The sequence below is a fragment of the Kitasatospora sp. NPDC001119 genome (assembly GCF_053598475.1).
Window position 1 is genome coordinate 167,934 of sequence record NZ_JBSFKI010000017.1, and the last position, 13,945, is coordinate 181,878.

Here is a 13,945-nt window from a genome sequence, read left to right on the forward strand (position 1 = left end):
CGGCTCAGAAGAGCGTGACGCACCCGCGTGCGGCCAGCGCCGCCAGCAGCCGGGCCGACGGCCGCACGTCGTTCCACCGGAGGTCCAGCTTCTCCAGCGCGGGCAGCGCCCCCGGGTCGGCCAGCCAGTCGGGCAGTTCGGTGATCCGGTTGCCGCGCAGGTCGAGGCGGCGCAGTCGCGGAAGCCCGGCGAGTACGGCGGGCAGTTCGGTGAGGGCGTTCTCCCGGAGTTCCAGCTCGCGCAGCTCCGCAAGGCCGCCGACCGACTCCGGCAGTCCGGTCAACTCATTGCCACGCAGCCAGAGTTCACGCAGCGCACCGAGTCCGCCGATCGACTCCGGCAGGGCGGTGAGCCGGTTGTGCTGGGCGCGCAGCTCGACCAGCGAGGCCAGTCCGCCGATGGTGGCGGGGAGTTCGGTGAGCCGGTTCTCACCGACGTTGAGGTAGCGCAGCGCGGTGAGCCGGCCGAGCTCCTCGGGCAGGGCGGTCAGCGCGTTGTCGTGGAGGTAGAGGAAGTCCCGGAGCCCGGTGAGGTCGCAGAGCTCGGCGGGCAGCGCGGCGAGCCGGTTGTGCCCGAGGTCGAGGGTCCGCAGCCCGGTCAACCGACCGATGCCGGGCGGGAGTTCCCGGATGCCGGTCTCGGCGAGGATGAGCACGGTCAGCTCGGTCCGGTCCCACACCTCGGCCGGCACCTCATCAAGCGGGCGGCGCCAGAGGTTGAGCGTCACGTCCGCCGCTCCTCCCCCCGCTGTCATGCCTGCCCGCCCTGGGCCGGGCCGATGCGGAACTCCGCCAGCTCCCGGCCGTACCAGCGGTCGGTCAGTCCGGCACTGGTCATCCCGAGGCGCCGGCAGACCGCCGCCGACCGGGTGTTGTCCGGGGCGAGGATGGCGCGGATCTCGGTCAGGCCGTCGGCGAAGCCCTTGGCCAGGACGGCCCGGGCGGCCTCGGTGGCGACGCCCTGGCCCCAGCTGTCCGGGTGGAGGTGCCAACCGATCTCGACCTCGCTGTCCCCGTCCCCGTCCGGCAGCGGAAGCAGCAGGACCGCCCCCGCGACCACACCGGTGTCGCGCCGTTCGACCGCCCAGACCCCGTACCGGGGGCCGGTGGAGCGGTCACGGCAGTGCTCGATGTACCGGCGGGCCTCATCGGGGTCGGCCAGGGCGCGCGGCGTCCGGCCGAGCCACTGGGCGACCTCCCAGCGGGAGTAGATGTCGAAGGCACGCTCCTGGTCCGCCACCGTCCACTGACGCACCACCAGTCGTTCGGTGGTCAGCACCGTCTCCGAGCCGTCTTCCGTCCCCGCCATGGCGCGCACCCCTCTCCGATGATGTGTGTGGATCACCGTACGCACACCACGCCTCCGACGGGAACTCCGAAGCCCGCCCGGCCTCCTGTCGTCGAGGCGGGCCGGGGCGTAGGTCGGGTCGGGTGCCACGGGCGGGCGGAGGAGCGCGGTCACGGCGTCGAAGGGGGCGCGCACCAGCGTGACGGCCCGTGCCGGGCTCACGTCGTCGCTCGTCACGCTGCCCCGGGTGAGGTTGTCGCGCAGCCGCAGGCAGGCGTCGACTTCGTCGACGTGCCCGTCTCCGGGCCGTGGGCATCCCGTCGGCGCAACCGCCACCGCTCCGCCTCGTCCGCGCGGTTGAGCCCGCGCGCGGACGAGCCAGAGCGGTGGAACCGCGGAGCGGCGGGCAGTCAGCCCAGCTTCGGCGCCACGGCGGCCGGGCCCCGCCCCGCCCCCTTCGCCGCCCCGCAGAAGGCCTGCTCCAGGAAGCCGCCCTCCGCCTGCAGCTGCGCAACGAACTCCGCCTCGCCGCCGCGCGGGGTGACGGACATCGACACCTGCCGGTCGCCCGAGCTCCACATCTCGGTGCTGTACCCGGGCACCGAGCCGTTGTGCCCGTAGACCGGGCCGCAGGAGAGCTGCCAGCTGGCCATTCCGAGCCCGTAGCCCAGCCCGGTCGGCGTGCCGTCGACCTCGATGGGGGTCGTCGTGGTCATCTCCTTCAGCAGCGCCGGCGGCAGCAGTCGGCCGCCCTGGAGGGCCTTGTCGAAGCGGTTCAGGTCGCCGAGGGTGGAGATCACCTCGCCGGCCGCGTTCGCCCAGGTGACGCTCGCCACCGTCACGTCCCGGTCGCTGTGGTCCGCCGGGCCGGGGCCCTCGGGCACCGTCCAGTAGCCGTGCGCGTGCGGGCCCCGGATGCCGGTGGCCGTGCCCGGGAAGTACGTGTCGGTGAGGCCGAGCGGGCGCAGGATGCGCGCGGTGACCTCCTGGGCGTAGGCGTGCCCGGTCACCTTCTCGATGATCATGCCGAGCAGTGTGTAGTTGACGTTGGAGTAGCCGTACCCGGTGCCCGGCGGGAAGTCGGGCGCGTGCGCCACCGAGGAGGCCACCACCTGGGCCGGGGTGATCTGCCGGGTCAGGCCGCCCTGGTCCAGCCAGTTCCGGACGACCGCCGCGTCCGTCCAGTCGGGGAACACCCCGCCCTTCTCGTTGGTGGAGTCCCAGAGCCCGGAGCGGTGGCTGAGCAGTTGACGGACGGTGATGTGGTCGCCGTTCGGGACGAGCCCGGGCAGGTACCGCTCGACCGGCTCGTCCAGGCCGATCCGCCCCTCCCCGACCAGTTGGAGCACCGTGGTGGAGACGAACACCTTGGTGACGCTGCCGACCCGGAACCGCCCGTCGGCGCGGACCGGTGCGCCGGTGGCCAGGTCGGAGACGCCGGACGCCCCGCGCCAGACCCCGTTCCCGTCCCTGACCTCCGCGATCGCCCCGACCGCGCCGGCCCCGGTGACCGCCCGCAGCGCCGCCGCCCTCGGGTCGCCGGAGCCCGGCCGCGCGTCGGCGGCCCCGGCCGCACCGGCCGAGACCACCGGCCCGGCCAGTGTCAGACAGACCGCCCCCACCAGCGCGGAAACAAACGTACGACGTGCCATGCGACCCACCTTCGCAGTCGGCGAGCAGCTCCTCGCCTTCGTCGCCCAGCCTCGCCGCACCGTTGACGGTCCGTCATCCCCCGCCGGGAGGAGCCGGTCGTACACCTCACAACGGAGGGCGTCCGCCGGAAGGCGGAGGGCGTCCGCCGGAAGGCGGAGACCCTCCGCCGGGCGCCACCACCGCGCGCGGCTACCGGGCCGGGGCCGGACGGACCGGGTGCTTGCTCAGGATCGACACCCGGTTGAAGGCGTTGATGGCGATCGACACCCAGACCGCCGCCGAGATCTCCTCGTCGCTCAGCACCTCGCGCGCCACGCCGTACGCGGCCTCCTGGAGCGCCGCGTCCGCCGGGGCGGTGGTCGCCTCGGCCAGCCCGAGCGCGGCGCGCTCGCGGTCGCTGAACACCTCGGTGTCCCGCCAGGCCGCGAGCACGCCCAGGCGCTGGGCGGTCTCGCCCTCGCGGATCGCGGCCCTGGTGTGCACGTGCAGGCAGTAGGCGCAGCCGTTGATCTGCGACACCCGGAGGTTGACCAGCTCGATCAGCCGGCGGTCCAGTCCGGCCGCGGCCGCGACCTCGCGCGCCGCCTCGGCGGCGGCCAGGAACGCCTTGTACGCCTGGGGGCTCTGCTTGTCGATGAACACCCGCCGGTCCGTCGGAACCGCCGCCACATCACTCACCTGGACTCCTTAGGCTGATCGGGCTGTCGTGCGCCACTCTGCCATGGCATGATAGTTGAATATAGAACTAATTGCACCTGGGAGGGACCACCCGTGAGCACCGCCGAGACCGACCGCGCCGCCACCCCCGCCGCCGACCCGCGGGTGGAGGTCCTGCCCGCCCGGGACGTGCCGCTCGGCGGCCCGCGCGCGATGACCGTACGCCGCACCCTGCCCCAGCGCTCCCGCAGCACGATCGGCGCCTGGTGCTTCGTCGACCACTACGGTCCCGACGACGTCACCAGCACCGGCGGCATGGACGTCGCCCCGCACCCGCACACCGGACTGCAGACCGTGAGCTGGCTCTTCACCGGCGAGATCGAGCACCGCGACAGCCTCGGCGTCCACGCGTACGTCCGGCCCGGCGAGGTCAACCTGATGACCTCCGGCCGCGGCATCGCCCACTCCGAGGTCTCCACCCCGGCCACCACCGTCCTGCACGGCGTCCAGCTGTGGGTCGCCCTGCCCGAGGAGCACCGGCACACCGGGCGCGACTTCCACCACCACGTGCCCGCCCCCGTCGCCCTGGACGGCGGCGAGGCCCGGGTCTTCCTCGGCACCCTCGCCGGCGACACCTCCCCCGTCCCCACCTTCACCCCCCTGCTCGGCGCCGAGCTGACCCTGCACCCCGGGGCCACCGTCACCCTCGACGTCGACCCCGCCTTCGAACACGGCCTGCTGGTCGACAGCGGACACGTCCGCCTCCTCGACACCCCGCTGCGCCCCGCCGAACTCGGCTACGCCGCCCCCGGCCGCGACACCCTCACCCTCACCAACACCGGCGACACCGACGCCCGCCTGGTCCTGCTCGGCGGCACGCCCTTCGAGGAGCAGATCGTCATGTGGTGGAACTTCATCGGGCGCTCTCACGAAGACATTACCCGAGCCCGCGAGGAGTGGATGAGCTCCGCGAACCCCGACCGCTTCGGCGCCGTCGAGGGCTACCCGGGCGACCGCTTGCCCGCCCCAGAGCTCCCGGGAATCCCCCTCAAGCCCCGTGGAAACGTGCGCTGACCTGGGTAGTTACCAGTCAGGGGTGCGGCGGCCAGCTCCGCCGCACCCCCGAGCCGGAGTCCCCCTACGCCCACCTTGAAGCGCTCCTGTCGACACTCGACTCGGCACTCGACACGTGACACTGTTCGACCATCCGCGACGGCGCCTGACAGGACCAATGCTGACTCAATGCTGAGTTTGCTGACGGCCCATCAGAAATGACCGGGGCACTCACGGAGCCCGGGGCGTCATCGCCGGGTGCCGCCGCGAGAACCGGCGGAGGCCCTGCCACGGCCCCCTCGCCGGCTGCCGAAGGACGGTCACCACCAGAGCGGCGCGGGCCGGAGAAGACAGCAACCATGCCGTCCGTTGCCCTCACCGACGATCTTGCTTCAAGCCAGTTATTAGACCCGGGCCCTGCGGGCATTCCCAGCCCCCTCTGTCGGCAAGAGCCCGCCGACCCGCCCCGACCCGGCGCTAGGGTGACCTCATGGCGGACGCCCCGACGACAGCAGCACCCTCGGCCGAGGCGCTGGACGCCCTCGTCGAGCGTGCCTGCGAACCGCCGACCGGCAGGTCTCGGGCGAAGCAACTGCGCTGGGTCGCCGGCGAACTGCGCACCGCCCTGGAGCGGGGCGCGATCGTACCCACGGCCGCCGGCTCACTCGCCCTGCTCTTCACGCCGGACACCCTCGCCGACTACCTCAAAGCCGCCGAGCAGGGCCTGCTGCGACGCAAGCCCACTGCACGACCGGGCCACGCCTCACCAGCGTCCATGCGCGTCCGCGAGGACTGCCTCCGCATCCTCGGTGCCCGGGCCGGCATCACCGCCACGATTCCGGACCGCAACCCGCCACCGGTGGAACTCCGGCCCGTAGTCGCCGCCCGCCCACGCAGCGTCCTCCTCGGCCACCTGGAACACTCGGCCCGCCCTGGCCGGTCCGAGTCCCGCAGCCGGATCCTCGCGATCATCGGCACCGTGCTGGACACCGGCTGCCGCGCCGGCGAACTCTGCGCCCTGCGCACGGACGACGTCGACCTGCAGCGCGGCACGATCCGCCTCACCCACCTCCCCCAGCACCGCAACCCGCGCACCGCGCCCGCCACCATGACGGTCGGCCTGTCCGGCCCCACCCGGGCCGCGATGCGCCACTGGCTCACCGTCCGCGGCCACCTCGTCGCACGCGACACCACCGAACCCGTCGGCCCGGACAACGAGACCACCGACGCCCTGTGGGTGAGCATCGCCCCCAGCGGCCACCCCCGCCCCGGCCTACCCCTGCACTTCCGCGGCCTGGCCCGCGCCTACGCCCGCGCAATCAACGACCTCAACACCGACATGGCCGCAGAACCCGGCTGGCACCCGCTACCTCAACGCATGGAACAACTACGCCGCGCCATCGAACTCGAACCCGCCGACCCCGACGGTACGGCCCTCCTCCGCCGCGCCCGCACACCTGCGGACGACCCCAAAGCGACGACACCGGATAGTCGGGTCAGCCCAATGAACCGGCCCTCTGCCGCAATCGGTGGCAACGAAGCGTGACGGGCGTCCTTGCCAGGCCATGCGAGATGCCAACGAGCCTACGGGAAAGGCCTTTTCCGGGTTTCGGCATTGGCTGTCGAGAGTTACCTGGATGGCAACGACGTGCCCGGTTCGCCAGCCACCGCCGGCGAACCCAACACAGAGATCTTCACCTCGGTCGGCACCATCATCGATCCCCTGGACGAGATGATCATGATCCTCCAGCAGTGTGCGCAGAGCGTTGACTCCGGCTCGCTCGATCTTCCGGCTCGCGCTGATGATTGCCACGTTGAACACCTCACCCGACACGTCCTGCTAGCCGCTGCAACGTAACCATCGGGACTGACAACGGTGCCGGACACCCAAGGCTGACCCCCAGACAACGGGCTCGCGGACACCCGAGGCCATTGTCAGCGAACCTGGGATCGAGCGGTCCCAGCTGCCCACCGCACCGCAGCCGCAACGGTGCTGCACCAGGAGGGTACGGAGGCGCCAACTTCGGGTCCTCCTCGCGGGACGCAGTGCAGCTACCTTCCAGTCATCGTCGGGTGAACCTGGTACGGGACGGCGTCCCTCGACAACAGCTTCGTCACCCGCTCCGTGTGACCGGCCGGGGCCACCAACATCAGGAGCGCCTGCGCTCGGGACGCCCCGACGTAGAGAACGCGCCTGGCTTCGGTCTGGAACCCGAACTCCCAGTCGTCGAGGACCGTCCGGCCGGTGCGTCCTTGCGCATCCTCGTCGGCAGGGTCAGCGCGACGGCCGGGAACTCCTGGCCCTTCACACCATGGATCGTCGAGGACAAGAGCTCGGATACGGCTTCTGCCTTGAGAAGTTTGTCCCAGTCCTCGGTCTTGGGGGCTCGGACGCGGGAGCTGTTGACCGTCAGCTGCGGGGGCCAGTCCAGTTGGGCAACCCTCGATCGGAGTTCTGCACTGAATTGGGATGCGGTCTTGTCCCATGGCTCCAGGGGCTGACAAAGACGGATGGTCGTGTCCCGCAGCCATCGGCGCTCGATTCCGTTGGCGTCCAGCACGGCGTCCAGGGACAACTCGTCGAGGGCGTCGCCGGCCACTACCTCGACCAGGTACCGTTCGACCCGCGCGAGTGCGGCAACTCGGGACTTTCCGTCGGAGCCGGTCCTGAGCTTGTGGCCGGCCTCGACAACGGCGGCGACACGGTTGGCGCCGACCAGGTCGGTCCCGGCAGCGCCGACTGCCCGTAGGGCATCGGCTCCTCCGTGCGAGACGATGATCGTCTGGCTGGCGGAGAGCCCGTTCTCCGCCGCCACGGACAGCACCAGGGGCATCGCCGCTGGCATCCCCCTCGCCGTCGTCTCCAAGACCCTGCGTCACTCCAATCTCGCCATCACCGTCGACCTCTACGGCCACCTCCTCAAGGATTCCGCCGATGAAGCCGTCAAAGCGCTCTCCGCCGCCCTCGACCGCGCAGACGCCCAGTGCGCAGACCGCATCTCCGGGAGCGTCCCCGACGCCTGCCTGGCCGCATAGATCCGGACACCTGGTACCCGGCCGCACCGAACAAGTGCCGGGAACCGCTTGACCGCGCCGTCATCCAGCACATCCCTGGCCGTCCGGCAGCTGCCCTGCGCTTCGCACGTGAGCGGCGGACCGGCAGCCGCGGGGTGCTGACGGCCCGCCTCGTGTCGGGCTCGGAAAGTCACAGCCACACAGATCGTCCACCAGTCGGCCCACCAACCAAGACCATCACAGCCCTGGACAGGCGGACCAGTTCGGCCACGTGCCACGTGCGGGGCTGATCCCGACACTCGTCGCCAGCCGCAGCACGAGCACGTACGGACGTACCGGTGTTCGTAATCCTGCAGCGTCATTGACTGGTTGTGTCCGGAGATGAGCGTCCGCCGATCAGCGTTCCGTTACACCTGTCGCCGAGACCGGCCTTGTCTCCATCCGGTTCTAGAAGATCGCGTAGAGTTTATTCTGGTAGACCGTGAGTACAGGTGCACGTGGGACCGAGGACGGGTCGCTGATTTCGACCGCTTCAGGCCAGTTCTCCGTGCTGGTGCTGGACCAGACAAGTGCTCCGTTCATGGTCGTGATGAGGGCGTGCAGCTTCCCGTCGAAGGCGGCCAGGGCGGGGCGGAATCGCGACCTCCAGTTGTTCAGCGGGCTCGGGTTCAACCAGTCGCGGGAGCAGTGCACCGCGTTTTCGGCACCGATGAACAGACAGGTCAGGGCATTGTTGAACCGGGCGAGGCCGACCCCGCTCAAGGCACCCCAGGGCAGTTGAACCGGAGAGTCCTGGGACAGAACGTAGCTGTCGGTGGTCCGGCGATATTCGGCCCGGTTCACGATTCCTTCGGGAGAGACGAAAAGGACGAACTCTTCCATTTTGGTCAGTGATTGGCTAGACGACCAGGCCCTTTTGATCCCATCCGGCAGGCCGTCCATGTGACCTCCGCGGTCCATGTACACGGGTCGGCCTGCGCCCCGGATGTCAACGCCGGGAGCGCAGCTACTGTACCTATATTCGCTATAGCGATCATTCCATCCTGCCACCCAGCTGACCCCGTCGAAGAGCATCTCGTTTCGTTCGTCGCCGTCGGCATAGATGCAGAGAATGCGGTCACCGAAGGCTCCGGCGGCCAGGGTGAGGTCTGTGATCGGTACTTTGGGCGGGGAGATGGGGATGGGGATCAGTTCGGGGGCGCTCCAGGTTGTCGACCCTTGTTCGAGGACGCAGAACCGCAGGTACCTTCCCCTCAGGATGAGGTCATCGGTCTCCAGCCACCCCTTGACGGTGGTTGTGCTGCCGAGGGCGATTCGGTGGCCGCTCGACGGGTCGATGGTGTTGGTGCGGAGCGTCCCGCCGGGGTCGATCTCGACGTCCCCACGTGCGGTGATGGTGCCGTGGACGATGAGTTCGCCGACTTCGAGGTCGGGCCGCCAGACCGTGACTGCGGTGGTGAGGGTGTGGACCATGGTGGCGTCGGTGGTGGAGGTGGCTTGCACCATGAAGCCGGTGGTGTTGTACAGCGGCCCCGACTCCCATTCCCGATCGTCGACCTGTTCGGAGAGTTTGTCCCAGAACACACGGCACGTCGCGTTCTGGACCTCCCACGTCAGTTTCACCGTCTCGCCGTTGTCGACCATGATCTTGCTCGGCCGCAGGTTGCGGAAGAGGAAGCCGGCGGGGAACTTCTCCACCGTGACGACGGCGGATTTGGGCGTGTAGTTGCTGTCGTTGGGTGAGGTCTCCTCGATGATCTCGATGGGGACCCTGCCCGTGACGGTGTTGATCTCGATCTGGGAGATGACGAGGGTGATGACCCAGGAGCCGTCGAACTGGGGCCACTCATCGGGTTTGAAGGTGAAGACGCGTTTGCCGTCCTCGGTGGTGGGGGTGAGGGCGTCCCAGCCGCCGCCGTGTTCGGGTTCGGTGCCGCCGATGACGCCCGGTTTGATGCCGGAATACGTGTTGGTCAGCTCGTTGCTGTTGGGGCCGATGGGGATTTTCACGGTGATCTGGCGGCAGTAGGCGGGCTGCGTCATGTTCCGGCCGACCGTCAGTTCGAGCTTGGCGACGGTGACGTCCTTGTCGGTGCTGGCCGTCAGGGGGTCGGGATCGGTGGTCGGGGTGTAGGTGAGCAGGGCGTCGGTGGCTTGCAGTCGGATGGTCATGCTGCGGCTCCTTGGCGGTGGTTGCTCAGAATGCGGCAGGCTCGGCGGGTCCGCCGGGTGGTGTGGGCCTGCGGCGGTCGGCTGTCCCGTCCGGGTGGGGGCTAAGCGTCGTGGGCGGGGGACAGCTGGAGGTAGCCGGCGCGGGCCTGCGGGACGGGGTCGTCGGGGTGGGCGGTGTTGTCGGACTGGACGATGGGCAGCTCGCCCCAGTCGGGGACCTGTGCGGTGGTGACGTGGGGTTCGGCCCAGGTCCAGTCGCCGTGCCAGGAAGCGGGGCGGGGCATGACCAGTCCGCTGCCGGGGGCGTCGGTGGCGACCGTGAACGCGCGCAGGGCCACCGGGTGGCCCTGCGCGGCGGTGAAGCGCAGCCGGATCAGCCTGGCCTGAAGCGTGGTGTCGTGGTGGATCTCCTGCCGGGCGGCGTAGGTGCCCAGCTCGGTCCAGGAGGCGGTGTCCGGGGTGCCGTCGGTGGAGCACTCCAGCACGGTGGCCGGGGTGGAGAATCCGCCCGTCAGGTCGCCGGGGAGGATGTCGATCCGGTGGACGGTGCGCTGCTTGCCGAGGTCGACCAGGACCCAGCCTCCCTGGGTGACGTGTTCGCGGCTCAACCAGTAGGTGCCGAGGTTGCCGTCCAGGAGCCGGGCGATCGGGTGGCCGTCGGTGCTGCCCAGCGGCGACTCCGCCTCCTGGTCGACGGTGCGGGCCGGGGCGAGGAGCGGGTCGAGACGGAAGGAGGCGCGGATGCGCGCCAGGGCCTGGTGGACGAGGTCGGCGTCCAGCGCCAGGGCGGCGACGGGCAGGATGCCGGTGGTGGCGTGGACGGGAACGTGGGGGTCGGCGAGGAGGGTGAGGTGGTGGGTGACCGCATCGTCGCCGGGGCGGGCCGGCAGGGCGAGGTCGTAGCCGAACTCGATGGGCTGGACGTAGTCGCTGCCGGATTCGGGGGCAACGGCGTTCAGGACGGTGTAGTCGGTGGCGCCGCCAGGGCCGCTGGAGCTGGCGAAGTAGCCGATCAGGCCGTCCGTGAGCCGCTGCGGATCGCCGAGCCTGATGGGCCACCGGTAGTCGGGGTACTCGGGGTGGGGTGGGTCGAGAACGTCCCAGCCGGGGCTGGTCAGTGGGGCGCCGCGCAGCTCGATGTCGAGAGCCGCGCGGATGAGGGCGACCGGGCGGCCGATGAGCCGGGTGGGGCTGCGGTCTTCCTGGGCGTCGGGGTCGGTGATGGTGACCAGGGTGGCGTCGATGGTGTCGACGAGCTGGTCGAACGCTGCGGGTGGCTTGGCCAGCAGTTTGACGAGCATGCGTGAAAGCTGGGGGAAGTCCTCCGCGAAGTCCTCGGGGCAGGCGTGGGGAGCGTGCGGCAGGGCGTTCCAGGCGGTGCGGCTCTGGTCGCCGACGACGCGCAGTTCGCCCAGGGGTGCGCCGTCAGGGGCGTAGACCAGCATGGTGCGGTCGAGGTGGTTGAGCATCAGCCACCCGACGACCGGGCTCGTGTCGACGGTGGAGGCGTCCACGACGCCGGTGTAGCGGGCGCTGTCGCCGGCGTGTGCGGGGTCGAACCGCACCCGGGAGTCCTGCAACAAGCGGGGCGGGAGCTGGAAGAACCGTTTGAGGGCGCGGACGCCTTCGTAGAGGGGAGCGTCGGGTTTGACGCTGTCGGCGTGGACGGTGTCGAGCTTCTGGTAGTTCTCCTGCACCAGGTTGGTGATGTCGCAGAAGCGGGAGAAGCGGTCGATGATCCGCAAGGAGGCGAAGAAGAACTGCCCGGCCCGCACCGGCTGGAAGCGGTCCTGGTCTTCGGTGAAGTCGGCCGCCGGTCCGGGGTTGGGCACCGACTGCGGGTCTCCGAAGAGCGCCGCCTGGCTGCCCGCGGGGGTCATCATACGGGCGGCGCCGTCCTGTTGGAGCAGCCAGTCGTTGAACCCGTCGAGGGTCTGCGAGAGCAGGTGCATCTCCTCGTAGTCGTCTCGCAGTTGTTGCAGGCCGGCAGTGTCGCTGGTGGGGTAGGTGTCCAGGTAGCGCTTGATCTGTCCGCGTAGCACATACGGGACGGTGGGGGTGAGGAAGGCGCGGTCGCGGAAGACGAGCCAGCGCATCTGGGCGTCGCCTGTGGAGTTTTCGCCGCTGCGTTCGGCGCCGGTGCCCTTCCAGACGTAGTCGCTGCCGTCGAACTCCCAGTGATCGGTGCCGTCGCTGTGGTACGGGGTAGGGCAGTAGCGCAGTTCCCACTGCAGATACATCGGTGCCCACGGCTGCTTCCAGACAGCGGTGTATTCGGCCAGGGTGCCGTCGACCTTGTTGTCGGGGTCGGAGAGAGCGTCCGCGAGTGCGTTGCCACTGCTGCTGTCGGAAGGGGCGCGGAACGCTTGGTCCAGCAGGTCGCATTCGGCGATCAGAGCACGGCAGACGGCGGGCAGGTCGGCCAGGTTCGGGGCGAGCGGACTGGCGGGTACCGGCTTCCAGTTGCCGTCGACATGGACGCGCCGAAGGAGCCGGGAGGGGATGCGGCAGGGCAGGGGGTCGTCGGCGTCCCGGGAGAGGGGCTCGGTGGTGCCGGCACCCTCGATGACGACGACCGGGTCGGCGGGATGGTGGAACGGCTCGCGGGCCGTACGCCGCAGCTCCAGGGCGTTTGGGAGCGGGTGGGCGGGGTCGCGGACGTAGGCGTCGATGGCCTCCTGCAGTTCCTCGGGGGTCAGGCCGTGGGGGACCTGGCGAAGGAGCTGGGCGGCTTGGGCGAGCAGGGTGCGTGTCCGGGCGGCCAGGCTGCCTGCGTCGTCGAGGTCGAGCGCGGCGTCGGCGACCGCGGCGTCGAACTGAGCCGGGTGCTCGCCGCTGTGGTGGCGCAGCCACCACAGCGTCCACAACCTGCTCTGCGCCTGCTGGAGGGTGATCGACAGGGCGTCGTGCTGCGCTTGGCGGGCGTTGAGTTCGGCCAGCCACTCCGGGACGGGCGGGAGTTCGACGGGCTGGTCGGACGGGCGGGGGGTGATCTGCCAGACGTAGCCGCCGTCGTGGCCGGCGAACCAGGCGCTGCGCAGGGCTTCGTCGAGGGCGATGTCGCCTTCGACGGTGCCGTAGGTGTCGATGGTGCCTTCGAACAGTGCGCGGATCAGGTCGCCGGTGCGCGGGTTGCGGGTCTGCCGGGTCACGAGGGCGCCAGCGGCGTCGGCGGTGCTGTGGCCGATGGCGACCGTCTGGGTGAGCGGGTCTGGCATGTCGGATTCGGGGTAGAAGTTGCGTTGCTTCCAGGGGATGCCCAGGCTGGTGCCCGCGTAGAAGGTGCGTTGCGCGGCGGGCGCGTCATGGGGGGCGGACCAGCCCAGCGCGGTGAGGATGTCGGCCGGTGTGTGGTCGGGGGCCAGCAGGCCGGGAATGTCGGGGGCCTGGGCGAGGATGTCCCGGCCGGGGTCGGAGTACCAGCCGATGACCTGGTAGCTGATGTCGGTGTTGGGCGGGTAGGTGTTGAGCGGGTCTTCGGCTTTGATGTCTTCCAGGGTGTCGTGGAGCATGAAGACGTCCTGGTGGAACGGGGCGAAGGCGGCGAAGGCCGGGATGCCCGGGCCGACCGCGGTCAGGAACAGCTCACGGGACTCCGGCTCCCGCCATGGCCCGTTGGCGAGGTCGTGTTTGCGGCCGATCCGGTCGGCGTGCGGCTCCGGGTTGCGGCCGCGGGTGGTGGCGAAGCGGGAGGTGCCGTGTCCCAGGCCGGCATCCGGGTAGTCGCTTTCTTTCAGGTAGTCGCTGTGCACCACCCACCCTGCTGCCTTGCGGACTTGGTCCTTGGGTGAGAAGAAGTAGCGCACCACCAGCCACCGGTTGGGCACCAGTGGAAAGGCGGTCTCGCCGGTTTCGGGGTCGTAGTGGCCGCGGGTCAGGGCTTCGGGTAGCTCCCACTGCACCCGCAGCCCGAAGGACAGGTCGTAGTTCTCCCTGCCCACCGGGGGCTCCGCCGGAGCGCGCTCGCCGATCATCGCGGTGAAGTTCAGGTTCCAGTGGCAGAACCCGTCGCCGTCCTTGACCTTGTCGTTGACCATCAGGGTGCGCACCCGCACCGGCACGATCAGGTCGGTGTCGGAAGCTGGAACGTTGGTCATGGTGTGCGGGT

General features: G+C 70.2%; 11 protein-coding genes. 4 read left to right on the forward strand and 7 right to left on the reverse strand.

Features of this window, described 5'->3' with window-relative positions; all coding sequences use genetic code 11:
• Positions 1-4: 4 nt before the first annotated feature.
• The 4 genes from ACWDD9_RS22335 to ACWDD9_RS22350 all read right to left on the reverse strand — a co-directional run bounded on the left by ACWDD9_RS22335 (position 5) and on the right by ACWDD9_RS22350 (position 3,618).
• Positions 5-727 carry a leucine-rich repeat domain-containing protein gene (locus tag ACWDD9_RS22335; protein ID WP_310593087.1) on the reverse strand — a complete coding sequence of 241 codons (723 nt, stop codon included), beginning with the start codon at positions 725-727 and terminating at the stop codon, positions 5-7.
• A 23-nt stretch (positions 728-750) separates the two neighbouring features.
• On the reverse strand, positions 751-1,308 hold the full coding sequence (locus tag ACWDD9_RS22340; protein ID WP_449812465.1) for a GNAT family N-acetyltransferase: 558 nt from the start codon (positions 1,306-1,308) through the stop codon (positions 751-753).
• 389 nt (positions 1,309-1,697) lie between these two features.
• Positions 1,698-2,939, reverse strand: coding sequence for a serine hydrolase domain-containing protein (locus ACWDD9_RS22345; protein WP_449812466.1), 1,242 nt, complete (start codon positions 2,937-2,939; stop codon positions 1,698-1,700).
• 190 nt (positions 2,940-3,129) lie between these two features.
• Positions 3,130-3,618: a carboxymuconolactone decarboxylase family protein gene (locus tag ACWDD9_RS22350; protein WP_074002918.1), complete on the reverse strand. Its 489-nt coding sequence runs from the start codon at positions 3,616-3,618 to the stop codon at positions 3,130-3,132.
• Between the two features lie 93 nt (positions 3,619-3,711).
• Here ACWDD9_RS22350 and ACWDD9_RS22355 point away from each other — a divergent pair, with 93 nt between their 5' ends.
• The 3 genes from ACWDD9_RS22355 to ACWDD9_RS22365 all read left to right on the forward strand — a co-directional run bounded on the left by ACWDD9_RS22355 (position 3,712) and on the right by ACWDD9_RS22365 (position 6,508).
• On the forward strand, positions 3,712-4,671 hold the full coding sequence (locus ACWDD9_RS22355) for a pirin family protein (protein ID WP_449812467.1): 960 nt from the start codon (positions 3,712-3,714) through the stop codon (positions 4,669-4,671).
• Positions 4,672-5,140: 469 nt separating this feature from the next.
• On the forward strand, positions 5,141-6,196 hold the full coding sequence (locus tag ACWDD9_RS22360; RefSeq protein ID WP_449812468.1) for a site-specific integrase: 1,056 nt from the start codon (positions 5,141-5,143) through the stop codon (positions 6,194-6,196).
• 69 nt (positions 6,197-6,265) lie between these two features.
• On the forward strand, positions 6,266-6,508 hold the full coding sequence (locus ACWDD9_RS22365; protein ID WP_449812469.1) for a hypothetical protein: 243 nt from the start codon (positions 6,266-6,268) through the stop codon (positions 6,506-6,508).
• A 292-nt stretch (positions 6,509-6,800) separates the two neighbouring features.
• Here ACWDD9_RS22365 and ACWDD9_RS22370 read toward each other — a convergent pair whose 3' ends face one another.
• Positions 6,801-7,466 (reverse strand): hypothetical protein, encoded by a 666-nt coding sequence (locus ACWDD9_RS22370; protein ID WP_449812470.1) that lies wholly within the window; start codon positions 7,464-7,466, stop codon positions 6,801-6,803.
• Here ACWDD9_RS22370 and ACWDD9_RS22375 point away from each other — a divergent pair.
• Complete coding sequence (locus ACWDD9_RS22375; protein ID WP_375876816.1) at positions 7,426-7,686, forward strand: site-specific integrase; 261 nt, start codon at positions 7,426-7,428, stop codon at positions 7,684-7,686. The two genes, ACWDD9_RS22370 and ACWDD9_RS22375, sit on opposite strands and share 41 nt — an antisense overlap.
• 426 nt (positions 7,687-8,112) lie before the next feature.
• On the opposite strand, the gene ACWDD9_RS22380 is transcribed toward ACWDD9_RS22375, so the two are convergent.
• Positions 8,113-9,837, reverse strand: coding sequence for a hypothetical protein (locus tag ACWDD9_RS22380; protein ID WP_449812471.1), 1,725 nt, complete (start codon positions 9,835-9,837; stop codon positions 8,113-8,115).
• 101 nt (positions 9,838-9,938) lie between these two features.
• Positions 9,939-13,934: a discoidin domain-containing protein gene (locus ACWDD9_RS22385; protein WP_449812472.1), complete on the reverse strand. Its 3,996-nt coding sequence runs from the start codon at positions 13,932-13,934 to the stop codon at positions 9,939-9,941.
• Between the last annotated feature and the right edge of the window lie 11 nt (positions 13,935-13,945).

What these genes read in the sequence shown, in the direction of transcription:
- ACWDD9_RS22340 (WP_449812465.1), bottom strand. Translation starts at nt 1,308, where the DNA reads ATGGCGGGGACGGAAGACGGCTCGGAGACGGTGCTGACCACCGAACGA.
- ACWDD9_RS22345 (WP_449812466.1), bottom strand. Translation starts at nt 2,939, where the DNA reads ATGGCACGTCGTACGTTTGTTTCCGCGCTGGTGGGGGCGGTCTGTCTG.
- ACWDD9_RS22360 (WP_449812468.1), top strand. Translation starts at nt 5,141, where the DNA reads ATGGCGGACGCCCCGACGACAGCAGCACCCTCGGCCGAGGCGCTGGAC.
- ACWDD9_RS22375 (WP_375876816.1), top strand. Translation starts at nt 7,426, where the DNA reads ATGATCGTCTGGCTGGCGGAGAGCCCGTTCTCCGCCGCCACGGACAGC.
- ACWDD9_RS22380 (WP_449812471.1), bottom strand. Translation starts at nt 9,837, where the DNA reads ATGACCATCCGACTGCAAGCCACCGACGCCCTGCTCACCTACACCCCG.
- ACWDD9_RS22385 (WP_449812472.1), bottom strand. Translation starts at nt 13,934, where the DNA reads ATGACCAACGTTCCAGCTTCCGACACCGACCTGATCGTGCCGGTGCGG.